The following is a 21,784-nucleotide window of genomic DNA, read 5'->3' as shown; positions in this document are numbered from 1 at the left end:
TTTTGGTCGGAACGGTAATGCAATTAATGCAGTATGGTGCTGACTGGTAGCGGGGGTGGTCACGACGGGATCAGTCACTTCGAAAAGAGTCACTCTGAAAAGGAGAACGGCGACAATATGCTTTGGTTAACTCCGCCGCCGAGCTACTCGGCGAGGGTGGGTTCGAAGCAGTGTGACATCGGTCGGCCGCGTGGTGGTGCGGGCTGTCCTTGGTGTCTACGACTGAGAAACTATTGCTCGTCTCCCGACGATTTGATTGCGTGAGCAGTTGGAATATATTTCGATGATCGAGATTGACTAGCTGCGGGCCCGGGCTAGTGCTTTGTTGCGGCGGTGTCGGGGCCCGAGACCACCGCTGGAGTATGGCATGGCTTGACCTGCTGGGGCGTGTCGGGTTCGGGACTTGCCGAGCAGTTGATCTCGCGATATTGAGTGCCATATTGCCTGGAAACAGCTTACCCACGTTGCGTTAAACCATGCGTCGCAGCCTGCGGTAGCGCGTTGAAGCTGTGGTTGAGGCCATCGAGCGATCGGTCCGTTCCGGGCATAGGCGGAGCTGGCGTGCACGCTGATCTGCCGCGGGCGTTGGTGCTGTGGTCTTGGTGCTGGTGTAGGGACGGTATCCACGTGCTGCTGCGTTGAGTGCTGTGGTCGACTTTATCGACGTGCTTGCACCCGTCGACCAGCGACGGGTGAGCATCTGATCCGGCGAGTATACTGAATTGTGTTTAGAACGTAGGCATTTATTGCCAGAGCGTGTTGTAGCGACAGCAAAAACAATTGCGGGACATGCAGAAATCGGGGTTGATCTGCGAGATCTACCGGAAGATTTACTTCCTGCTGGGATTGAGCGACCGGAGTAAATCCGTGGGTAGCGAAGGTGTCATGATGTAGCTGGTAGCGCAGTCTCCGTAGATCATCACGGCGGCCGGGCAGTGCTGGGCGTGCAGCGCCACGTGAGTGCGAAGGACTAGAGTCGCCCGTATCCTCCGTTGCCCAGCTCGCTCTTGCACTGCGCTCTCGACCATTTGCTGGCGCAGCTTGGCCCATGAGCCGTAACTGGACCGATGACCGGTAATGCGCAACGGCACTACAAACTTGTGGCCAAGACCCTCGACGCCGTCCATCAACAACAGTCCCGACTCGAGCTGGTCAAGGCTGTAGCTGGGTTGGGCCTTGTGCTTGAATGTGCTTGCGCGGCAGTTGGAACAATGCCACGATCCCCGGATGAGGATAGACCGCGGTAGCGTGCAGCGCAGCATATGACCGGGGATCCATGTTTAGGTCCAGGTGTTTGCGTCAACCGCGCTCCGCTCTGGATGTCGGCGAATTCGGGTTTGCTGGTGTTGGTAGGGTGCGCGTAGGCGCCGAACCGGCGGAAGTCACTATTGAGTGCGGTTTCGACTGTTTGTTGGCGGTGCGGTTGGCCACCGTCAGTGGCGCGTCCAAGGCGCCCAGGTAATCGCCGGTCCCGTGCGGCCGCAAGGCGGCTAGCCACTCGGCGTCGTCACGGACTGTGCCTACATGCACCAAACAGCTGTCGCGATCGAGTACCGCGACACCGGTTGGGTTGCGACTCGCCCAGATGAGGTACACACTCGCAAAATACATCGGTTTATCTATAGGGTATGGCGAGCTTCCATGGATGTTTCCGCTTTGCAGCGCGAACCCGATCGTAAGCTGTGCTTTTGTGAGCATTCCGAATGTTCTGGCTGCCCGATACGCCAGCGCTGAATTGGTCGCGATCTGGTCGCCGGAAGCCAAGGTCATCGCGGAGCGGCAGTTGTGGTTGGCCGTGTTACGAGCACAGGCGGAACTGAATGTTCCGATGCCTGCTAAAGCGATCGCCGACTACGAGCGGGTGCTTGGTGAGGTAGATTTAGCTTCGATTGCCGCCCGCGAACGCGTGCTGCGTCACGACGTCAAGGCGCGCATTGAGGAATTCAACGTGCTGGCCGGTCATGAGCAGGTGCATAAGGGGATGACCAGCCGCGATTTGACCGAGAACGTGGAGCAGCTGCAGATCCGGCGGTCGTTGGAATCGGTCTTCTGCCATGGTGTGGCCGTAGTGGCACGGCTGGCCGAATGCGCGGTGTCCTATCGCGACCTGGTGATGGTCGGACGCAGCCATAACGTCGCCGCACAGGCCACGACATTGGGCAAGCGCTTCGCGTCCGCGGCGCAGGAAACGCTGATAGCGCTGACCAGGCTGCGCGAGTTGATCGACCGTTACCCACTGCGCGGGATCAAGGGCCCGATGGGTACCGGGCAGGACATGCTCGACCTGCTTGGCGGTGACGCCGCTGCACTGGCAGAACTCGAGCAACGAATTGCTGCATTCCTAGGATTCACAACAGTTTTAGCCAGTGTTGGGCAGGTCTATCCGCGTTCACTAGACTACGAGGTGATCTCATCGTTGGTGCAGCTCGGGGCCGGCTTTTCCTCGTTAGCGCACACCATACGATTGATGGCAGGTCACGAACTCGTTACCGAGGGTTTTGCACCGGGACAGGTTGGCTCGTCGGCGATGCCGCACAAGATGAACAGCCGCAACTGTGAACGGGTCAACGGGCTGCAGGTGGTGTTGCGCGGCTACGCCGCAATGGCAGCTGAACTGGCTGGCGCGCAGTGGAACGAGGGCGACGTTTTCTGCTCAGTAATACGTCGAGTTGCGTTGCCAGACAGCTTCTTTGCTATCGACGGGCAGATCGAGACGTTTTTGACGGTGCTCGACGAGTTTGGCGCTTACCCGGCGGTGATCCGCCGCGAGCTGGACCGCTATTTGCCATTCCTGGCCACCACCAAGGTGCTGATCGCGGCTGTGCGCGCTGGTATGGGTCGCGAGGCCGCTCACCACGTGATCCGCGAACACGCGGTGGCGACGGCATTGGCCATGCGGGAGTGCGGTGCTGAGTCTGACCTGCTGGACCGGTTGGCTGCCGATGTGCGGTTGCCGCTGGACCGAGTGGCGCTAGAAGCCGCGCTGGCCGACAAGAAGGCGTTCACTGGAGCTGCGGCAGATCAAGTAGACGAAGTGGTTGCGATGGTCGACAAGCTAGTGAGCCGCTACCCAGAGGCTGTCAAGTACATGCCAGGTGTGATCCTCTGACGCTGGTTGGCGCGCTTTCGGAGATCGACTTCACCGATCTGGATAACTTTGCTAACGGTTTCTCGCGTGAGTTGTTTGCTGTCCGTCGGCGGGAAGCGTCAGTTTACTGGCATGAGCCGACCGACGACACTCTTGACGCGGAGATCTTCTAGTCCGCCGCTGCGTAAGCGGAAACGCTTGTGGTGTTGTTACAGGACTTGGCGATCGCGGGCTAGATGCTCAACATGATGGACGACCCGCGGCATTCGCAAATTCGGCGACTCGTGCGCTTCAGGCTGACACCACGGGTGATCTGTCGTGTTGAGGATGATCTGCGGCCTGTGCGCGCCGGCTACTGGACGCGGGTGGTGTCCCGGTGAATCGTCGACTTTCTGGTTGACATTGTCACCGAACTGCCAATGCAGATGATCTGCATTCTGCTGGGAGTGCCGGATTCCGAACGACACGGGTATATTCTGGGCGATCGAGCCCCAGGTTCGACTGTGGCGGCTCGTGCAGAGTACCTCTGTTGCAGATGTTCGTTTCGGAAAGTAGTGCGGAGGCCGGTTCGTTGATGTATATCTACGGCCAGCAGTTGATCGCTTCGAAGTGTGCCGAACTGGCCGACGACATATTGATCGGTAGTTGTGAACCGCGACGATGTACGATCCAGCTGCGTCAGCCTTGTCGGATCTCGAGTTGTACTTGATTCTTTAGTCTGCTGTTTAGCGTCGATGTGGAAACAACGCGCAATGCGGTTGTGGGCGGGCTGCTAGCCCTGGCTGATCATTCCGAGCAGTTGCTACACGTTGTGAAAGAAGCTCGACATGTTGTCAGCGGCGATCGAGGAGTATAGTGCGGTGGACGTCGCCGTCTAAGCGGCGCATCGCAACACGTGATGTCACGCTTGGGCTATTGGGCTAGTGCCCGCGAAGCGCGATCCCACACGATCGCAGTTCGAGCGCGGCAAGATCGCGGATGGTGTCGGGGTCCTCACGGCGCCACCCGCCGACTGGATCTGCGCTCACGGCGGCTAGCTTGCTCGGCGACCGGAGGGTCAATGCGCGCAGCGCCAGGAGTTGTTTGCCGGCCGGGGTCGCGGCCAGGGTGGTCACCGTCCATTTGTGCTGGAAAAATCGGAGCCGCAGGAACAGCCACGGCACCACCGCTACCAAGATCGGCAACGCGATGACCGCTAGCGCGAGCAGTATCGCTAACCAGCTCGCTGTGGTGTCCAAGCTATGTCCAGCTTCTGCGATATCGAGCGCGGCTGCGCTGGTCAACTTCAAGGGCTTGCTCACCGCATTACCCAGCACCGGGATAAGTTGCATGCCATAACTTGCTGACGCCAGGTTGTCGGCAAGCCCATGCGCGCCACTCTCGACTTGCGCGCCGGTGTCGGCGATTACCGAGATGGCATCATGCACGGCTACGCCAACTAGCGCCCAGCCCGCTGTCCACACGACGACGGCGACGTCGCTGAGCAGCTGGACCGCCAGTCGGCCAGGGCTAGTAGCGTAGGGCAAAAACCGTGCGGTCTGCGAGGTCATGGCTCCGATACCAGCACAGAGCCGGTTTGAAAGCGTGTTTGGGGGTGCCAGATAGGCTAAGCTTTATGCGCCCCGCATTGTCCGACTATCGGCATCTAGCCAGCGGCAAGGTCCGCGAGGTATACCGCATTGACGACGAGCACCTCTTAATGGTTGCGTCGGATCGGATATCGGCGTTCGACTACGTCCTGGACAGCACGATTCCGGACAAAGGCCGGATCCTGACCGCGATGAGCGTGTTTTTCTTCGGCTTCGTCGACGCCCCCAACCACCTGGCCGGGCCGCCCGACGACCCACGTATTCCCGACGAGGTGCTTGGCCGCGCGCTGGTGGTTCGGCAGCTCGATATGCTGCCGATGGAGTGTGTAGCTCGCGGTTACCTGACCGGTTCAGGACTATTGGATTATCAGGCGACTGGGAAGGTCTGCGGCATCCCGTTGCCGCCGGGCCTGGTCGAAGCCAGCAGATTCGCCGTTCCGCTTTTCACTCCGGCGACGAAAGCTGCTTTGGGAGAACATGATGAGAACATTTCGTTTTCCAGGATGATTGAGATGGTGGGTGTGGTGCGCGCCAACCAGCTGCGCGACGGAACGTTGCAGATTTACCTTCAGGCCGCTGATCACGCATTGAAGACCGGAATGATCATAGCTGACACCAAGTTTGAATTTGGTATAGACCGTGACGGCAATCTGATTCTAGCCGATGAGATCTTCACACCGGACTCCTCACGGTACTGGCCGGTTGACGACTATCGGGTCGGTATGGTTCAGAACAGCTTCGACAAGCAGTTCGTCCGCAACTGGCTCGTCAGTCCCGAGTCGGGTTGGGTCCGAGTTGGAACCTTGTCTCCGCCGTCGCTACCAGATGACATTATCGAGGCCACCCGTCTACGTTATATCGAAGCCTATGAAAGGATTTCCGGTATGAGCTTCGACACTTGGATCGGTCCAGGAGCATGACAAAGACTTTCAGAGGTACACCTGTACCACCGATCGCCAAGCGCGTGAAGACTCGCCGAGAGCACCACGGAGACGTCTTCTGGGACCCGTACGAATGGTTGCGCGACAATAACAATCCCGAAGTTGTTGCTTATCTCGATGCTGAAAACGACTATGTCGACCAGATGACTGCCCATCTTGAGTCGTTGCAGCAGAAGATCTTCAATGAGATTAAGACGCGCACTAAGGAAACCGACCTGTCGGTGCCGACTCGCCAAGCCAACTGGTGGTACTACGCTCGTACCTTCGAGGGTAAGCAATATCGCGTCCAGTGTCGCTGTCCGGTAATAGGTCCCGATGACTGGACTCCGCCGGCCCTAGACGAGAACATCGAAATACCCGGCGAGCAAGTTTTGCTCGATTCGAATGTTGAGGCGGAGGGCCATGACTTTTTTACGCTGGGTACCTTCATGGTCAGCCTGGATTCCAATCTGCTGGCGTATTCGGTGGATTTAGTCGGTGACGAGCGGTATACGCTGCGTTTCAAGGACTTACGTACCGGAGAACTATACCCTGAAGAGATCGTGGGTATCGGTGCCGGAGCGACTTGGGCTGCCGACAACCGCACCGTGTACTACCTGACTTTGGATGAGTCCCAGCGTCCGGATACAGTGTGGCGGTGTCAGCTCGGCTCTGGTGAGCCGTCGGAGCAGGTTTATCATGAAGCTGATGAGAGGTTCTGGCTCGCGGTCGGCCTTAGCCGAAGTGAAGCTTACATATTTATAGTCTCCGGGTCGGCCGTCACCTCCGAGTGGCGCTACGCGGACTCGACTAACTCGCACGCGCAGTTCACTGTTGTGCTACCAAGGCGTGACGGCATCGAGTACTCGATAGAACATGTCCCCGGTGGCCTATTTGGGGGACAAGACCGGTTCTTGATTTTGCACAATGACGGTGCGGTCAACTTTACGCTGATGGAGTCACCGGTTAGCGATCCAGAACAGCAGCGCACCCTGATTCCACATCGCGACGACATTCGGCTTGACGGTGTTGATGCTTTCGCTGGCTATCTGGTGGTCAGCTACCGGCGTGAGGCGTTGCCCCGAGTTCAGTTGTGGCCTATCGACCCCGACGGGAGCTACGGAGAGCCGGACGAGATCTCGTTCGACTCCGAGTTGATGTGGGCCAGCTTGGACGCCAATTCGAACTGGTTTTCGCCCAAACTGCGGATCCGGGCAGGATCGTTTGTCACTCCGGTGCGCGTCTATGACATAGATTTGGCTACCGGTGAGCGGACATTGCTACGCGAGCAACCCGTTCTCGGCGGCTACCGACATGAGGACTATGTTGAGCGACGTGAGTGGGCGCAGGCAGATGACGGCACCTGGATCCCGGTGTCGATCGTTCATCGCTCCTCTATCCGATTCCCAGCTCCGGCACTGCTTTACGGCTATGGTGCATACGAGATTTGTGTGGATCCAAGTTTTTCCATACCGCGGCTGTCGTTGCTGGACCGGGGAATGATGTTTGCTATTGCTCACGTTCGGGGCGGTGGTGAAATGGGACGGCTGTGGTACGAGCATGGCAAGCTCTTGGAGAAGAAGAACACGTTTACCGACTTCGTTTCGGTGGCAAAGCATCTGGTGGATTCTGGGCAGACCAGACCGCAAGAATTAGCAGCATTTGGCGGTAGCGCGGGCGGTCTGTTGATGGGAGTGGTGGCTAACATGGCACCAGATCTATTCACCGGAATTCTCGCGCAGGTGCCGTTTGTCGATCCGCTGACCACCATTCTGGATCCCTCGTTGCCGCTGACCGTCACGGAGTGGGATGAATGGGGAAATCCGTTGATTGACAGTGATGTTTACTCATATATGAAATCTTATTCGCCCTATGAGAACGTCGACGCCAAACAATATCCAGCCATCTTGGCTATCACATCACTGCATGACACCAGGGTCCGTTATGTAGAGCCGGCGAAGTGGATTGCAGCGTTGCGACACACAAAGAGTGACGGAAATCCAGTGTTATTGAAAACCCAGATGGCTGCGGGCCATGCTGGCATCAGCGGACGCTACAAGGCTTGGCAGGAAACCGCGTTCCAATATGCTTGGCTGCTAGCTGCTGTCGACATCGACCAGTATGGCACCGCCACCGAGGTAGATGACCTCGGTGGCGGTGCGCAGGAGTAGCCACGTCACCATTGAATTAAGCAGATGGGGCATTAGCACGGCGTAGATGTTGAACGGGAACATAGTCAGCATCAGCGCCAGCAAGCACACTGCGGCTGCTATGCGAGTAACGGTCAGTAACAGTCCTGCAGCGCACGGTATCGAGCACCTCGGGAACGCTGACCAGGCAGATTAGGCACGGACAACCTGGACGGCACGATCGCGATCAGATCGCGTCGCATCGGTAGCGCGAAGTGCGTCATCCTGATAAGGAAAACAGAACCGCCACGCTGACGGCAAGTGCCTCGGTCCAGTTGTTGACCAAGCCCACGACTAGCTAGCCGACAATCCTGGCAGTAATGCTGTCCACCAGTAGGGTGATCGATGGAGCCATCACAATATTTCTCTCAATCCAGCCAATATAGTCATTGCCTAGTTTCTTCACGGCTCAAGTAGGCGGTAATTTAGCCACTGTCAAGTTCGAGCGCTATACTAGCTCCGTGGACCGTGCGACCTAGCATCGCGGCGATCTGCGGGCTGTAGTACTCACTGAAGCCGCCCGCCTGGCGGCCGAGCGCGGTGCCTGTCGCTTCTTGCTGTGTTCATTGGCCCGGGATGTGAGCGTGTCATAGGTTGCTTCTGCGTGCTATTTTACCGATCGCGAGGTCTCTTTCACCGCACTCGCGATGCGGGGATTTCAGCTACTCACAGAGGCGCTCATCTTTGCCCGGCCCCAATTCGCCGACGCTGCCGTGGCCTATATGCGGTTTGCTCTCAAACACCCCGGCCACTACACAGGTGATGTTCGCCAAATCTCTGCTGGATTCCTCAAACGATGAATTCGTCACCACCGAGGCCGCTGCCGGCTCCGAACTGGCTCGCAGTGTAGCTACGTTGCTGGACTGTAATGCACATACCGACCCGGTCGGCCCTCAGTTGGTGGCTTGGTCACTGGTACATGGTTTTTCGATGTTTTGGCTCAATTACATGGTCAATAATAAAGTTCGATCGATGGATCCATGACACCGTTACGCGGATCGCGATGATGTTATTCGATGGATAAGCTGGATTAATTGGTAAGCGTTAGCTTTTGGTCCGGTGGCTTCTTCGGTAGAAAGATCGCCGGAGTGGTGGTCGACGCTACTAAGACGACTGCCAGGGCGAGTACCGCTGCGTAGACGTGCGAAAAGTTTTTTAGCACAATGCCCGAGAAATCGGGGAGAGAGTTTGGAAAGGAATTGCTGATGGGTAAATCAGTATCCAGCTTTGGACGGTATTGCGCTTTGCGCCCGTGAGCCTGTTTGCGGTGGTGATATTTTTGCTTTGATTGAACTGGCTGGGTCAACACGACCGACACGAACATGGTTTCCATCAGCAGCCCACTTGCTAGTTGACGCTGGTCAGCGTCGTTCCGCGGGCGAGCTGATGCGGGGTTAGCGCTTGCACAGACGACCCCGAAATCGGTATGCATGGCTGCATCCTATGCCCAAGCCCATGATCACTATCTTGGCCAGCAGCGTCGGGAGGTAGTAGGCCTGCTTGGCGACACCGAATGTGAACGTGCCCAACCCACGTATATCACCCTATGTCCAACAACACGCTCTTGTCCGGCCCCCGCTTATCCATGAACGTCCGGCAAATGGTATCGCCAGCGTGGCGCCGAGCCGGTGGGAGAATTATGTACACACCAGACTGCATCGGCGTGTCGTGTAGCGCTTGCTGGAAGTAACGCGGCAGCAGCAGGTCGGTGCCGAAAATGCGACAGCGAATATGAGCATCGTGACATTGGCTCGGGTGATTACCTGGTTGCTGAACAGTCGCAGGTCGATCAGTGGGTGATCGACGCGAAACTAGGCTTGCAAGACAAAGGCGATGATTAACGCCAGGTTGGTGACTAACGATATTAGCATATGGCGATCGGCCACAGTGCCACGGCCCGGGATGGACAACACCTCGTACAGGAATGCTGCCACGCCGGGCGACAGCAGCACGTCGACGCAGTCGAGTGTCTCCGATGGAACTGGGTGATCTTTTCCGAACACTAGTGCCTCAAAGCGAATGCACACAGCCCAACTGCAGGTTGAGCAGGAAGATCCACTTCCAGTCGTAGGAGTCTATCAACCAGCTACCCAGGATTGGCCCACCGATTGGGCCCAGCAACATCGGGATGCCCAGTACACATTATTTAAGTGACCCAGCTGCGTTGATCCTACTGCTCGGTTCATAGTAATAAATTCCATCGCCAATAACCTGATAAGCACGAAATCTTATGAGCAAGAATATTTTTAGCTCCACCTAACCCAGCGGCGAGCGTAGCTTTAACGTTGCGAGTGAATTCATGAAAAGCCTTTTGGTTCTGAATCGATTAGCTGCTCACTCGGTGATTGGCATCATGGTTGCCAGCGCCAACATGTAGCCGGTCATGGTACACGTGATGATGGCTTGGGTAGACTTGAACTGGACGATAAAAGCGCGTTGCGCGACGCTGAGAACGGTGATATCCAGAACCGCCATGACTTAGGCAACTATACAGACACCGGCCATTCGGAAGAGCCTGGTCTCCAGACTGTCGGGATAGTGATCGCTGCCGGTCCCCAGCCGCTTGCGTAGTGGCGGATTGCGAAGCGTCGGCCGATGTGGAATGTGCCTTGTCTACGGCGTTGCTGAATATGATTTGGTACCGGTTGCCAGCACCGACGTTGGTAGAAGTTTGCTGGCTGGCTGTGAATCTGGTTGGTCGCTGGACCGAAATTTATGCTTGGCTCAACGTTCTTGCTCCAAGCTGACACCCTGCGCTGCAACAGGGGGGCGGATATACGCTTACTGTCCGCGTGTACTTCGTCGTCCTGACGTGTCGGATCGGCACACTACGAATGTGTCTGGAAAACTGATCGTGTCGGTCTCGGGCAGCGCACCCTGGTCGATGTCGACGCGTTTTACACGCAGATGGATGCTTGGTGCCGGTGCTGGTTGATATCCCGGTTCAGCGGTTATTTTCGGCTCGACCGCGACCCGTACACCGTCGAGTGGTTGACTGCTCGACCGTCCGGCTGCGACGCTATTCTTGCTGCACGGTTACGACGGTGTAGAAACCAAGAAGTGGCGTGGCGAGTTTGCAATACTGCGTGCACACGAGGATCACCTGTGACTGATAGTCGCCGATCGGGTACTTGAACACTTCGGGTTCCGTACGTGACTATTCGCGGCACTGGGCTGGGTGGTGTCGCCAGGTGTGGCCAAGTCGTTGTCGCGGAATGATTTAGTTTTTTGCCGATTTTAACTGGTCACCGATTTGGTACGGAATGAGACCGTCCGTGCCCGCGTGCTGGATATCGGAGAAGGCTTCTTGTCCTGTCGAGCGTAGGGGGGTAGAAAAGCATTAAGGCGGACTTTGATTTACCCGAGGATTATTGGCAATAGGAACACCTATGTCGATTTCGTGGCCGGAGAAAAGCGCAGTTGGTTCCGGGCTCAGGTCCTGAAAATTTTTCCGCTGGTGGGTTAGTTTGAGCGCAGCTGTACTGACGCACAGGAGCACGGTAACGCGGTACCCCGCTTCCCCATGACGTGGAGTACCGTGCCCGTTTTGGTAGAGATTTTCGCACTTCAGCTGTGTGGCCTTTCGACGGTGCGCGCAGCGCACCGTCACCAAGTCGACGATCAAATCGTCGAGGGTAGAGCGATAACTGGAGTTCTAGGCACGTTACTTAAGCCTTCGGCCCAGCAGCGCAGTGCTGCACAATAACCAAAATACTTGGAATAATCCGAATTTAGTTCTTCAGTGGTGATCATTATCGGTGGTGGAATCGGTGGCAAACACGAGCCGGTACGTCATAATTGACCTGAGCGGATGGGCGTGTCACCTAGCAGATACTATGCAGCGTAACGGCTCATGTTGTACGGTAGGATTATCGATATTTCTCAGAAGGCTGGCACCCGGGTGATCAACCCGGACCGAATGCGGCATTACACCGAGAGCATCACCAACTACGATTCGATCTGGTCGCGCCAAGGCATCCGAATCCGTATGGGTTCGTCGTCGTTGTAACTGGTTGCGGCTAGTAAACGTTGCCGGTCCCGTGGCATCCCAGTTCGACATTCTCGGCACCTTAGAAATACGTCATCAAATCTTGCTATGATGGCAGCTGGTTCATACGGAAAGCCAAGATAATTGAGAAGGAATTTGCGTTATCCGGCTAGAAGCAGAACTCTGATCTGAACAGGAAAAATGTAACGGAGTTGCTGCGCTCCGATCCCAAGCTAGTCTGCCCGGACCGGTGCAAGCTGAGACGATCGCGCCCAACCGTGAGGTGTCGAACAGGTTCAGCAAAGATGTTTTATGTTACGTGTGATCTGCGTTGCCCGGGCTATCTGGACGGCCGGTGCACCCGGGTGACAGCACCGCACCGGTTAGTTGATCCAAAGTCAAAATCGATGATTGCGGTCAAGTGGCACATCCTGACTCGAAAGATATTGGTTGGCATCGATACTGACTTGAAAGCAATGCAGATAACGGCCGATGGAACCCCGTTTAGCGGGTTGTACGTGGCCGGGACGAGATGGGGACGGATTCAGCAACGGCGTGTATGGTTACCGGGCCTTGTATGGCACATTCCTGGGTGAATGCATCTTTTCCGGTCGGGTCTCCGGTTGCTGGGTTGCCGATGATATTACTTAGCCACAGCTAGAAGGTGACTGTGTGTTCTTCTGGCAACATCGGAAAGTCGGTGCTCGTCATCTAGGTGAACCGGTTAGAGTAGATGCTCCTCGCATCAGGAGTAATGACCTCTGGTGGATGGGCGCCGTGTATGCCAGTGCCACCGCCCACCGATAGTCGATCGCCTCGGAAATCTTCATCTATGGGACCGCCGTCGGATTGGTCAATACGTCCACCGGCTCGCCTGTAACGAACAGTGCGTCACCGGGATGTATCAACCTGGCAGGAGGGTCGCTGTCGCCGGTCAGATGCTAAAGTCTTCTATTACAGGGATGTCCGGGTGGGGAGCACCGCGTGCTGTCCACCGATGGCCAGGACGGCCAATTCTCCGGTCGACAAATCTCCGCCGACGTGCACCGTCTGGCACGGTGCACCTAAGTTGTCCGCTGGTCTGCGTACAGCAGCACTTCCGGGGTTGGCCTCGAGCAGCGACAGCAACCGCGTGACATCGATGTGGTCGGGAGTTTATGGGTAATCAGGACCGCGGATATTCCAATCATTCCCTCGAAACTGTGCTAGTACATATCAAGACTAGATTAGAGTACGGCTGTGTGGTCGAACTAAGCAGATAGGCAGGAATGGCTGAAATGCGTCAGTTGCATGTCAACGACTGTGTACTCCGAGTGCGATACGGGTGATCGTGGTTGTGAGCTTGATTACTGGTGGCATAGTGGGCGGGTATCGCGGTGCTACTCGCGCAGCCAGGGCCGGACGGTTCGCCGGTAGAGTTGGCGTCGATCGGTCCGATCTGAGGAGGAACGCCCGTGGCCCGGGTGGTCGTGCATGTGATGCTTAAATCAGAAATTCTCGACCCGCAGGGTCAGGCGATTGCCAGTGCACTGGGACGGCTTGGCCATACCGGAATATCAGATGTCCGTCAAGGCAAGAGGTTTGAGCTAGAAATTGACGATACAGTTGATGACTCTGAGCTTGCCGCGATCGCGGAGTCGCTGTTGGCGAACACCGTGATCGAGGATTGGACGATAACTCGGGAATTGCAGTGACCGCGCGGATTGGTGTTATCACCTTTCCGGGGACACTGGACGACGTGGATGCCGCACGCGCGGCGCGCCATGTCGGCGCCGAGGTGGTCAGCCTGTGGCATGCTGACGCCGACCTCAAGGGTGTTGACGCTGTGGTGGTACCCGGCGGGTTTTCCTATGGTGACTACCTGCGGGCCGGTGCGATCGCTAGATTATCCCCGATAATGACCGAGGTTGTCGATGCCGTGCAGCACGGCATGCCGGTATTGGGAATTTGCAACGGTTTTCAGGTGCTCTGTGAGGCGGGCCTGCTGCCGGGAGCCCTTACGCGCAACGTTGGTTTGCGTTTCATCTGTCGCGATGTGTGGCTGCGGGTGATCTCGACCTCGACGGCGTGGACATCGCGCTTCGAGTCCGAGGCTGATTTGTTGGTATCGTTGAAGTCCGGCGAAGGACGCTACGTGGCATCCGAGGACGTGCTCGATGAGCTAGACGGTGAGGGTCGGGTGGTGTTCCGTTACCACGACAACGTCAACGGTTCACTGCGCGATATTGCCGGCATCAGCTCAGCTAATGGCAGAGTTGTCGGGCTGATGCCGCATCCCGAGCATGCTGTCGAGGTGTTGACCGGCCCCTCCGACGACGGCCTTGGGCTATTCTATTCAGTTTTAGATTCCGTGCTGGCTTCCTGAGGAAAAAATTCAGCAGCACTGCGTAATTCGACAATGGAGACCGCTGAAATCGGAGTACAATAAACCGGCGTGGCGGAGCAGCGGATGCATTTCCGGCGGTACATTGCCAACCGTTGTTAACACAGCGAACAGATCGGCAGCGGCCGCCAGGGCTTGGTCGAGGAAGGAAGCAAAGTCCTCGAACCGAATGCGATCTTGGATTCGTTGGGAGCTGCGCGTATCAACACTGATGTGCTGCGGACCAGAGGGTCCGTGCACGATTTCAGTGACTCCGCATTTGTGGCTGATTTCACGTATCGGCGAGATGTGCTAGTCGGGTGTTGTCAGCTGCGGAAAAGAAGTTATGTGGTACAACTTGAGTCGTGAATATTTCGCCGGGTTAGCGGGAGACCTTAAGCTGTAGATGCGGCCGCTAGGCATGGGCATTGGTGACAAAGAAGAATCCGCTATCGTGCTGGTCGTGGATATACGATATACCGCCGTGCGTGAGTGCGTATGTAGTTCTGGGCCAGCCTAGCAGACAGATGCTCACCTAACTAAGCTCATTCAGGCGAGCTATGCTAGCGCTGTTGCCTTGGCTGATTTTTGGAGTTGAGGTAGAGGGGCATCTAAGAATCTGTCGAGAATTCGCTTAGCGATGCGCACTAACCACCACTGAGGTGCTTGCAACCAATTTGGGTGGCGAGTATTGCTGCAGTGAGTGATTGTCTGCTACATTAACCAATAATCCTGTCATACTTCAGCCTTCAATGTCTCTACGCTTGCAGGGAGCGACTTCATCATACCATTGCGCCATTTTGGCGGGGTAGTCTCTCTAGCTGCTGTTCTGATGCACGACGGGTTTCTCGATCTCCGGAATATCGATCGCCTCGTCGAATCCCTGCCGCTATGGCTTGCTTAGGCGAACGGTGGTTGGTGCGTCAATGGTGGTGCCCAGCTTCACCTAATTCTTGCCCAGATAGGCTTTGCCCAGCGAGTGCCACGTCAGCGGCCGGACCTACTTCCCCAAATGGCCCCGATCTCCGGAGAAAAGAAACTCCTTATCCGGGAAGGCAACGTCTGAAACGCTATGCGGGCAGGAACGCCTGCGACGCGGTACAGCGCTACAAACGAGCTTGCCGTACCCAATGCAAAAAGTGGCACCATGCTCGACCACGTCGTTGTTGCGACAATTGCCTTGGGCGAGGTGCTGGAACGACACGAGGAGGTTATAGAGTAGGTCGCCAACGCAATAATACTATAGTAGTAGAAGAAGAAATCGGCACTGTAGTTATCGAAGCCAAGCTGTTCGCCGACGTATACACGAGTTGAGCGCGCATGGTGGTCGATGTCGATCATGGCTGTTTGCTCGGTATCACATTGATTTGCCTGGGTGTCATCGAGCTGCCGCACGCGGTCACCATGGCCGTAGCCGGATAGGTACCCGTCGGTTGGTTGTAACACGCCGTGTTGTGCTGTCCGACCATCAGTGAATTGCGGCTGAGACTGTTTCCATCCTATCGTGATTCGTTTTGTGTCATCCTCTAGAATGGCTATTTCGGGAGCTAACCAGCTGAAGAAGCACTCATGGGAAGCTTGGATGGATTCCACCGCGACTTCGATTCCGCTGCTAAACCGAACAATCGAGGGGACTGTGATGTTTCGCTGTGCCTAGGTCGATACTTCGATGCGTAGAAGCTTCGGATGGACGAGACGCATGGTTAAACGAAAACCGTATCAGCTCAAAACTATATGGCGACTCGTTGATTCGCGCTAATATGTACAAAATAGCTTCTGTTGAACTGACTCGGTTTGCTGGTGATCGGTTGCTGTTGATGTCACGGAGTCAACTTAGAAATCGTCTGCAACACGCGAAAAATAAAGAAATCCGTTGATTTACCGTACTGTACTTAGAACTGTTCGTATTGCTGCTGGAGTGCTGCGATCTCCGTATTGTGTTGCCCGAGTGCGTTGGTGAGTGTGTGGTAGGCATCAAGGGCTAGCGTGTGCTAACAAGCCGAGTCAGCAGTGGCAGGTTGGGTCCGTCCACCATCGAGCATCACCGAATTCGATAGGGGCGACATCTACCGTCGGTATCGGCGAGGTCCTAGCCCGGAGCCATTTCGGCGCCGGAGAACTGCAACGCGTACACCTGTATAGAAGTCGGGGTGCAGCCGCTGCAGCGAACCTGCTGGGTTAGGTCGCCGATGTGTGTTGCGTCGGTAAGCCAACTTTGCTTATCAAGTGGCGCCGCTCAGAGGGCTGGAGTCACCTACACCGATTAACATGATTAGTGCTGGCCTGTTGGCTCAGGCAGGGATAACGACACGTGAGCTGAGCATCGCGATTGAGCGTTAGCAGTGCAGCGGCTGCGATCATCACCTTAGTGGTTGATCTGGGCTCTATCGGTACTCGCTCGCCTTGCGTCCACAAGAGCTGCTCGGTCATCGTGTCGGCAACTTGGCCTGTCAAAGTGCCTAATTCAGGGTTTGCTACCAGGGAGGCGTCAGTGTGGCAGTGAGTCGACCCGAGCCAGAGAACAGTCAGCGCTCCGTCGGAGCGGACCAGGGTCGGCTTGGACCCTTCTCTGCACCGGTACGCCGGTACTGTTACCGCCGTAGCCGCTATCAGACCGGTCATCAGGCCTTTGCAGATCAGACCGATCAAGTGTTGGGGATCGGTTGACCAACTGAGTCTCACCGAGGCCATGACGGTCTCGTCCGATACGGTATTTTGCATATATCTATGGCTACAATCCCCATGTCTTGCGTCTATGTTCCTCCTCGAGCGACACAGGTTTTGGTTGTGACGGGGGTAGTCAAGCACGGAACCTGGCTATGCGCCTATTTCGCTAAACCGTTCATAGTGTGAACCAATGTGTATAAATGCTTTTCAGCAGGGTTTAGGAAGCGTAATTATTGCCTGCGATGGGCGTGGAAGGGTTCATTGATTCTTGGACGTGATCAGGCACTTGCGCTACTTTGTCGCCGTCGCTGAGCAAGTGGCCATTTTGGTCGCGCTTCTGACGTTCTGGGAGTGACTGAGTCCCCTGGTTTCTCAGGGAATGCGACGGCTGGAGCAGACGTTGCTTCTGTCACTATTCGAGCGCAAGCCCACAGGCGTCGTGGTGACCAATCCATGGAGCTGCCCTTACTCTCGCACGTTTGCCTTGTTGTTGGGGACACCGACCGATTGTTCGAAGAAGCTGCTCGGCTAAGCGGCCTACTACGTCGGCTGCGAATTGGCTTCACTACGGCAATCTATGACTGCTTGCTTGAGTGCATGCGTTACAGCGGTGCGTGAATCGATTACGGATCTGTACCCCCGGATCTTCATCATGACCGGAAGTACCGTGGACCTTGCTGATCTTTTACGATTGCGTGATCTTGATATCTCGGTCGTCGAACATCCTGCGCTCTTGGTGAAATTCAGGGCAGCCAACAACACGAATTCCCCCGTTGGTTCTTGTGGCCAAGTGAGTACCACGCCGCACAGGCGACTTTTCCTCAGATCCAGATGCTGAGCGGGCATATACTGTGCCGCTCCACCGCGGGCGCACAGCTCGCCAAGCCATGACCAGCTCATCGACAGGTTGCGCGCATGGCCTAGACTCACCGATGGTGACAGCGTAGTCGCTTCGCGATGTCATCTAGTGTTGTACTATCTGGCTAGTGTATTGGCATTACTACCGGACAATCACCGAATCTTGTTGGCATTGCGCACCGCAGGAGAATCCGCCAGAAATCTAGTCTGATGGTGCGTGTAGCAACAGCAGACGTGAATCGCTTCCAACGACCGGTCGACATCCTGAGTCAAGGACTGCGGAGTGTAAATCGAGGAACTAGTTCAGCGGCCAGATCCAGGCCGTGTTAGTCGACTCCGGTTGCAGACGCACCCGGTAAGCACAGTCGAGTTGGTGAGCCACTTCTATGCAGATGAACCGATAGCCGCAGCATCGATCTACAGGGTTCTTCTGCTCGCTGCGGTGGCTCGGTCATTCGATCGTGGCGAACTCGATCCCAGTGCACGAGTAATCATCAGGACGATCGATTGCACCCCAGTACCAACCTGGCTGCAGCACATTCCTCGATTCGGTCACGGTTAAGTTGACGCAGCCGCGCACGGTCCATGGTTGTTTTATCGGACAACGTCGCCGCTGATATCCTGTTCGCCGTGGTCGGCCTGTTTTGTATGAGCGAGATCATTGACGAAGTCGAGTGGGCATTTACACGTGTGGTCGGCGGCGTTGTCGCACTATATGAGCAACTTATCCGTGACATAGGTGTGCAGACACCGCTACACAGTGACCATTGCTCTAGGCAGCAGCGACAGTGCGAATTCGATGTCCATCTACGACTCCGATCGAACCAACGCCACCAGCGCGGCCAATAGCAATGCAATACTGGTCGCCATCTGGACCAACACCATTGCATCACCCTACGCGTGTAGGTACATGTGTGGTGTTGCTGGCGCAGCAAGTCTAGCTTCACCGCATCAAATCGGGCTTACCGCAGCGTTAGATCAGCTTTGCAGGAAAGCCTGACACGATCGCTTCGCTCTGAAGCCAAGTAGTTGTTATCAACTTGCCCAATGAAACGCCTATCGCCGTATCCGTTTTCACTCGCGCCGCAAGATCAGAGCATTCTTTACTGGTGGTGGACCGTGCGATCGGCACTGCGGCCCGCATCGCCAGTAACCGCTGTAAGAACGGGAAGTGAGCCTAGGCAAGCAGTTTAGGCGCACAAACGACGTAGGGAAGCTTTGAGGTTTTCGAACCAGACCACGCGACTGTCGGAGAGTCAAACTTGGGCCCCAAACCGTCGTTGGCTTCACGTCATCGTTGAGCTCGATGTCTTCCAGCTTGGTGCTGCAGATTATCCGTTCCTGTTCGGTGACTGTCAGGGACTCCCACGACCGCATGTCGTGAACGTATTTCTGCACATGAACGTAGCATGAGCCGGCTAAGTCGGGATCTTCGTCGCCGATCGCACCTGTGCTGATAGCGATTGTGCCGTAAGGCGTTCAGCGTATTCGACAAAGACCAACAGACAACTTTTATCGGAAAATTGGAAGCCGTTTACCGTTGTCGACAACGGTTATTACACTTGCTATTAACTTTGAGTACTATGCTAGCCAGCTAGAAATATCACGTCTATACTTATCGGCGTGAAGGTGAAACAACAGATCTCCGTAAGTCGCAGGGTCGGTGTGCCTTAGTCTAGGTCAGTTCGACGGGCGGATGTAGTTCTGCAGGTTTAGAGTCGTAAAAACAGTCGATTCCAGGCGTTAGACCGGATTCAGAGCCACTATATGATAAGTAGGGTTGGTTAGCCTTTCTTAGGAGCGAATTACGCGCATTAACCCGGACCACCCAGGCAGGTGTCGTGCAGTCGTGCACAGTTGCTTCGCCGTTAATGTTGATGGTGACTTCAAGAAATATCACGGTAGGCGTCAACGGTACGAGTGTAAATTGCGGTTGAACCGGAGGTACTAGGCCGGCCTTTGCGTCGGCCACGTCGTTACCGACAGCCATGATGTTGGTCATGCCGGCTAGCGCTGCATACCTTTGCGCATTCATCAACGCGTCCCCCTCGCCGTTTCATGTCTGCATTTACTGTGGCCGGTCGGCTACTAGACGCCGGTTACACCGAACTCAGCGAGGTCGAGCGTTGGCCGGACCAGCCGGGTCGATAATTCACTGTCCACGCTGGTTATCTGGTTGCTTGGAGTGTGGGTCAGGGCGTCAGGGCACACGCCCCGTTTCGCGTAGTGGGTGCACATACCGATAGCCCGACTCTTCGAGTCAAGCAGCATCCGGACCGGGGGCGGGTAGCCGGCTGGCAGGTGGTCGCATTGCAGCCCTATGGGGAGCCTGGCTCAACTCCTCGCTGGATCGCGATCTAGGCATCAGTGTACGGTTATCGGTGCGCTTGGCGGGTAAAGGTTTTGGGATCACCGACCGGCTCGTTCGGATAGACGATCCGATTCTGCGGGTGCCGCAGCTGGCCATCCAGCTAGCCGAAGACCGTAAGTCGCTCACCTTGGATCCGCAGCGCCACGTCAACGCGGTAGGTATGGGGTGCTGGAGACAAAGCTGGGTCGTTGTTGGAGTACGTCGCTGAGCGCACCGGCGTGGCCGCGGCTGACCTGTTGGCCGTCGAACTGATGACGCATGATCTGGTCCCCGTCGATGGTGGTCGGTGCCGACGCCAGCCTGCTCAGTGCCCCCGGCTGGATAACCCGGTAAACCGCTATGCGGGTATGGAGGCGTTATTGGCCTCGGCGCCGCACGACTGCCTCCTCGTGATGGCGCTCTTTGACCATGAGAGGTTGGCTCGACCTCAGACCGTGGTGCGCAGTCAAACCTGCTGAGCATCGTCTTGGGACGTATCGTGCTAGCGGCTGGTGGTGGTCGGGACGATTACCTGCGACGGTTGCCCGCTTCGCTGTTAGCCTCAGCCGATATGGCGCACGCTACGCACCCGAATTACCCGGAGTGTCACGAGCCCAGCTATCTCATTGAGGTCAACGCGGGCCCCCGGTACTCAAGGTGCACCCGAATCTGCGGTATGCCACCGACGGGAGCACAGCAGCGGCGTTCGAGGTGGCCTGCCAGCCAGCCGGGGTCGGATTGCAGCGTCACGAGCATTGCGCTGACCGACCGTGTGGTTCGACGATCGGGCCGCTGGCTTCCGCTCGACTGGTATTCTCATGTCGGTGTCGGTGCTGCCCAACTTGCGATGCACTCGGCGGGGGAATTGATGGGTGCTCACGACGTGGCCGTCTACGCAGCCGCGCTGCAGGCGTTTTCTGCCGACCTGTTCTAAAGGCGTAGGGTCTGTAGGTAGGGCGCTCAACGTGGATTCGATTGCAGTGATCCGGCGAATCTAGTCGGTTGGTATCGTGCTCGAATGTGAAGCTGGCCGCACGTTCGACGACGGTGGCCACTTACTAGAGGCTAAAGACCGCTCGGCAGCTGTCGAAGCCTTGCACTTCGGCGGTGCAATGCTGCTGCCAATTGTCGCGGTTCAGCCGGAATCGCAGCTGCTCGGCCAGAGCTTCCTCACGTGCCACGCCGTTGTCTTGTTAGTCGTTACGGCGCTAAGGTTGCGACCTGCGGTCCGAGCACGGAAAACACGAAATACATTGCAAAATAATGCATTTTGGAGAAATAGCCTTGGCTTTGGTCGGGTAATCCTAATCATGATCCGGACTATACGGCTATACTTTCGTGAATGATCGGGACGTCTCTCGCGTTGCGGGCCTGGATACCGACCACTTTCCCGTCTATGACAACGGTGAGTGGCAGGGCCCAGTAGTCTGGTTTGAACTCGCCCAATTTCTGTCAAAGGTATGAGAGGGTTTTGAAAGGCGCCTCCTCACGAGTCATTTGTGTCCAGGAATCGAGAAATGGCATCAGGTCAAGGTTGTGCGCTTCCTCGAGAAGGTGTCGATCAGCTGGTCACACAGCCTTCGGTAGGTAGCTGCAATGTAATAGCCGGGTGGTTATCCGCAGGTCGCACAGCGGCCAGTGACGAGACACCGCCCCATTATCTGGACCACGCTGGGCAGTGCCATCTGGTTTTTGTTGTGGGTCCTGCACGCGAGCTAAGGCTACGGGGACTTTAGACTAGCGGCGTGAATTATCCGGTTTGGGCAGGCTCAT

16 protein-coding genes and 11 pseudogenes are annotated in these 21,784 nt (G+C 56.3%); 14 read left to right on the top strand and 13 right to left on the bottom strand.

The features are described from left to right. The first annotated feature begins 122 nt into the window (after nt 1-122). Nucleotides 123-704 (top strand): annotated as a pseudogene (locus MLPF_RS11650) (TetR/AcrR family transcriptional regulator). Between the two features lie 126 nt (nt 705-830). Here the strand turns inward: MLPF_RS11650 and MLPF_RS16475 are convergent. Then, a pseudogene (locus MLPF_RS16475) lies at nt 831-1,611 on the bottom strand (DUF429 domain-containing protein). Between the two features lie 79 nt (nt 1,612-1,690). Here MLPF_RS16475 and purB point away from each other — a divergent pair. After that, nucleotides 1,691-3,109, top strand: coding sequence for an adenylosuccinate lyase (gene purB / locus MLPF_RS11635; RefSeq protein WP_045843683.1), 1,419 nt, complete (start codon nt 1,691-1,693; stop codon nt 3,107-3,109). Beyond that, nucleotides 3,106-4,000 (top strand): annotated as a pseudogene (locus tag MLPF_RS17825) (cytochrome P450 family protein); the annotation flags it as partial. The gene purB and the pseudogene MLPF_RS17825, both read left to right, overlap by 4 nt. Before the next feature lie 8 nt (nt 4,001-4,008). Here MLPF_RS17825 and MLPF_RS11625 read toward each other — a convergent pair. After that, entirely contained in the window at nt 4,009-4,638 is a 630-nt protein-coding gene (locus MLPF_RS11625) for a hypothetical protein (RefSeq protein WP_045843681.1), read from the bottom strand. 65 nt (nt 4,639-4,703) lie between these two features. Here MLPF_RS11625 and MLPF_RS11620 point away from each other — a divergent pair, with 65 nt between their 5' ends. The 4 genes and pseudogenes from MLPF_RS11620 to MLPF_RS11610 all read left to right on the top strand — a co-directional run bounded on the left by MLPF_RS11620 (nt 4,704) and on the right by MLPF_RS11610 (nt 8,810). Beyond that, nucleotides 4,704-5,597 carry a phosphoribosylaminoimidazolesuccinocarboxamide synthase gene (locus tag MLPF_RS11620; protein ID WP_045843680.1) on the top strand — a complete coding sequence of 298 codons (894 nt, stop codon included), beginning with the start codon at nt 4,704-4,706 and terminating at the stop codon, nt 5,595-5,597. Continuing rightward, complete coding sequence (locus MLPF_RS11615; RefSeq protein WP_045843679.1) at nt 5,594-7,768, top strand: S9 family peptidase; 2,175 nt, start codon at nt 5,594-5,596, stop codon at nt 7,766-7,768. The genes MLPF_RS11620 and MLPF_RS11615 overlap by 4 nt, the downstream gene beginning before the upstream one ends. 46 nt (nt 7,769-7,814) lie before the next feature. Next, a complete protein-coding gene (locus MLPF_RS15890) occupies nt 7,815-7,943 on the top strand; it encodes a hypothetical protein (protein ID WP_282435813.1) in 129 nt (42 codons plus the stop codon). 334 nt (nt 7,944-8,277) lie between these two features. Beyond that, nucleotides 8,278-8,810, top strand: a pseudogene (locus MLPF_RS11610) (TetR-like C-terminal domain-containing protein). Between the two features lie 6 nt (nt 8,811-8,816). Here the strand turns inward: MLPF_RS11610 and MLPF_RS11605 are convergent. The 3 genes from MLPF_RS11605 to MLPF_RS11595 form a co-directional block, all read right to left on the bottom strand. Next, the gene (locus MLPF_RS11605) at nt 8,817-9,218 is read right to left on the bottom strand and encodes a hypothetical protein (RefSeq protein WP_236685176.1); all 402 of its coding nucleotides are present in this window, start codon (nt 9,216-9,218) and stop codon (nt 8,817-8,819) included. Between the two features lie 379 nt (nt 9,219-9,597). Further along, the gene (locus MLPF_RS11600) at nt 9,598-9,813 is read right to left on the bottom strand and encodes a hypothetical protein (RefSeq protein WP_237817202.1); all 216 of its coding nucleotides are present in this window, start codon (nt 9,811-9,813) and stop codon (nt 9,598-9,600) included. A gap of 307 nt (nt 9,814-10,120) precedes the next feature. Next, nucleotides 10,121-10,261: a hypothetical protein gene (locus MLPF_RS11595; protein WP_236685174.1), complete on the bottom strand. Its 141-nt coding sequence runs from the start codon at nt 10,259-10,261 to the stop codon at nt 10,121-10,123. A gap of 1,378 nt (nt 10,262-11,639) precedes the next feature. Here MLPF_RS11595 and MLPF_RS11590 point away from each other — a divergent pair. Beyond that, nucleotides 11,640-11,795 carry a hypothetical protein gene (locus tag MLPF_RS11590; RefSeq protein ID WP_175266476.1) on the top strand — a complete coding sequence of 52 codons (156 nt, stop codon included), beginning with the start codon at nt 11,640-11,642 and terminating at the stop codon, nt 11,793-11,795. A 690-nt stretch (nt 11,796-12,485) separates the two neighbouring features. Here the strand turns inward: MLPF_RS11590 and MLPF_RS11585 are convergent. Next, a pseudogene (locus MLPF_RS11585) lies at nt 12,486-13,066 on the bottom strand (MBL fold metallo-hydrolase). Nucleotides 13,067-13,228: 162 nt separating this feature from the next. Between MLPF_RS11585 and purS the strand changes: the two are divergent. Together purS and purQ are read left to right on the top strand one after the other, a co-directional pair. Further along, nucleotides 13,229-13,468, top strand: coding sequence for a phosphoribosylformylglycinamidine synthase subunit PurS (gene purS, locus MLPF_RS11580; protein WP_045843678.1), 240 nt, complete (start codon nt 13,229-13,231; stop codon nt 13,466-13,468). Then, on the top strand, nt 13,465-14,139 hold the full coding sequence (gene purQ, locus MLPF_RS11575) for a phosphoribosylformylglycinamidine synthase subunit PurQ (protein WP_045843677.1): 675 nt from the start codon (nt 13,465-13,467) through the stop codon (nt 14,137-14,139). The genes purS and purQ overlap by 4 nt, the downstream gene beginning before the upstream one ends. 984 nt (nt 14,140-15,123) lie before the next feature. Here purQ and MLPF_RS17820 read toward each other — a convergent pair. Together MLPF_RS17820 and MLPF_RS17815 are read right to left on the bottom strand one after the other, a co-directional pair. Further along, complete coding sequence (locus MLPF_RS17820; RefSeq protein ID WP_175266475.1) at nt 15,124-15,582, bottom strand: hypothetical protein; 459 nt, start codon at nt 15,580-15,582, stop codon at nt 15,124-15,126. A gap of 804 nt (nt 15,583-16,386) precedes the next feature. Continuing rightward, nucleotides 16,387-16,758: a D-alanyl-D-alanine carboxypeptidase gene (locus tag MLPF_RS17815; RefSeq protein ID WP_420329644.1), complete on the bottom strand. Its 372-nt coding sequence runs from the start codon at nt 16,756-16,758 to the stop codon at nt 16,387-16,389. Between the two features lie 1,276 nt (nt 16,759-18,034). On the opposite strand from MLPF_RS17815, the gene MLPF_RS17810 reads away from it, so the two are divergent. Continuing rightward, nucleotides 18,035-18,223 (top strand): serine hydrolase, encoded by a 189-nt coding sequence (locus tag MLPF_RS17810; protein ID WP_420329642.1) that lies wholly within the window; start codon nt 18,035-18,037, stop codon nt 18,221-18,223. 719 nt (nt 18,224-18,942) lie between these two features. Here MLPF_RS17810 and MLPF_RS17805 read toward each other — a convergent pair. From MLPF_RS17805 to MLPF_RS17790, 4 genes and pseudogenes are all read right to left on the bottom strand, one after another. After that, nucleotides 18,943-19,218, bottom strand: a pseudogene (locus tag MLPF_RS17805) (Dyp-type peroxidase); the annotation flags it as partial. A gap of 62 nt (nt 19,219-19,280) precedes the next feature. After that, nucleotides 19,281-19,435, bottom strand: a pseudogene (locus MLPF_RS17800) (Dyp-type peroxidase domain-containing protein); the annotation flags it as partial. Nucleotides 19,436-19,503: 68 nt separating this feature from the next. After that, nucleotides 19,504-19,651 (bottom strand): annotated as a pseudogene (locus MLPF_RS17795) (hypothetical protein); the annotation flags it as partial. A gap of 98 nt (nt 19,652-19,749) precedes the next feature. Further along, nucleotides 19,750-19,932, bottom strand: coding sequence for a hypothetical protein (locus MLPF_RS17790; protein WP_236685173.1), 183 nt, complete (start codon nt 19,930-19,932; stop codon nt 19,750-19,752). Between MLPF_RS17790 and MLPF_RS17785 the strand changes: the two are divergent. The 3 genes and pseudogenes from MLPF_RS17785 (at nt 19,849) to MLPF_RS17775 (ending at nt 20,953) form a co-directional block, all read left to right on the top strand. Continuing rightward, nucleotides 19,849-20,240 (top strand): annotated as a pseudogene (locus MLPF_RS17785) (hypothetical protein). The gene MLPF_RS17790 and the pseudogene MLPF_RS17785 overlap by 84 nt on opposite strands. Nucleotides 20,241-20,250: 10 nt before the next feature. Beyond that, nucleotides 20,251-20,597: pseudogene (locus tag MLPF_RS17780) on the top strand (M18 family aminopeptidase); the annotation flags it as partial. Nucleotides 20,598-20,668: 71 nt separating this feature from the next. Beyond that, nucleotides 20,669-20,953, top strand: a complete 285-nt coding sequence (locus tag MLPF_RS17775) for a hypothetical protein (protein ID WP_420329643.1) — start codon at nt 20,669-20,671, stop codon at nt 20,951-20,953. A gap of 116 nt (nt 20,954-21,069) precedes the next feature. On the opposite strand, the pseudogene MLPF_RS17770 reads toward MLPF_RS17775, so the two are convergent. Continuing rightward, a pseudogene (locus tag MLPF_RS17770) lies at nt 21,070-21,661 on the bottom strand (acetyl-/succinyl-CoA transferase). Between the last annotated feature and the right edge of the window lie 123 nt (nt 21,662-21,784).

The sequence above is a fragment of the Mycobacterium lepromatosis genome (genome assembly GCF_000975265.2).
In the GTDB taxonomy this organism is placed as follows: Bacteria; Actinomycetota; Actinomycetes; order Mycobacteriales; family Mycobacteriaceae; genus Mycobacterium; species Mycobacterium lepromatosis.
The sequence above is the reverse complement of the archived record's forward strand: the minus strand, read 5'-3'. Positions and strand labels throughout refer to the sequence as shown.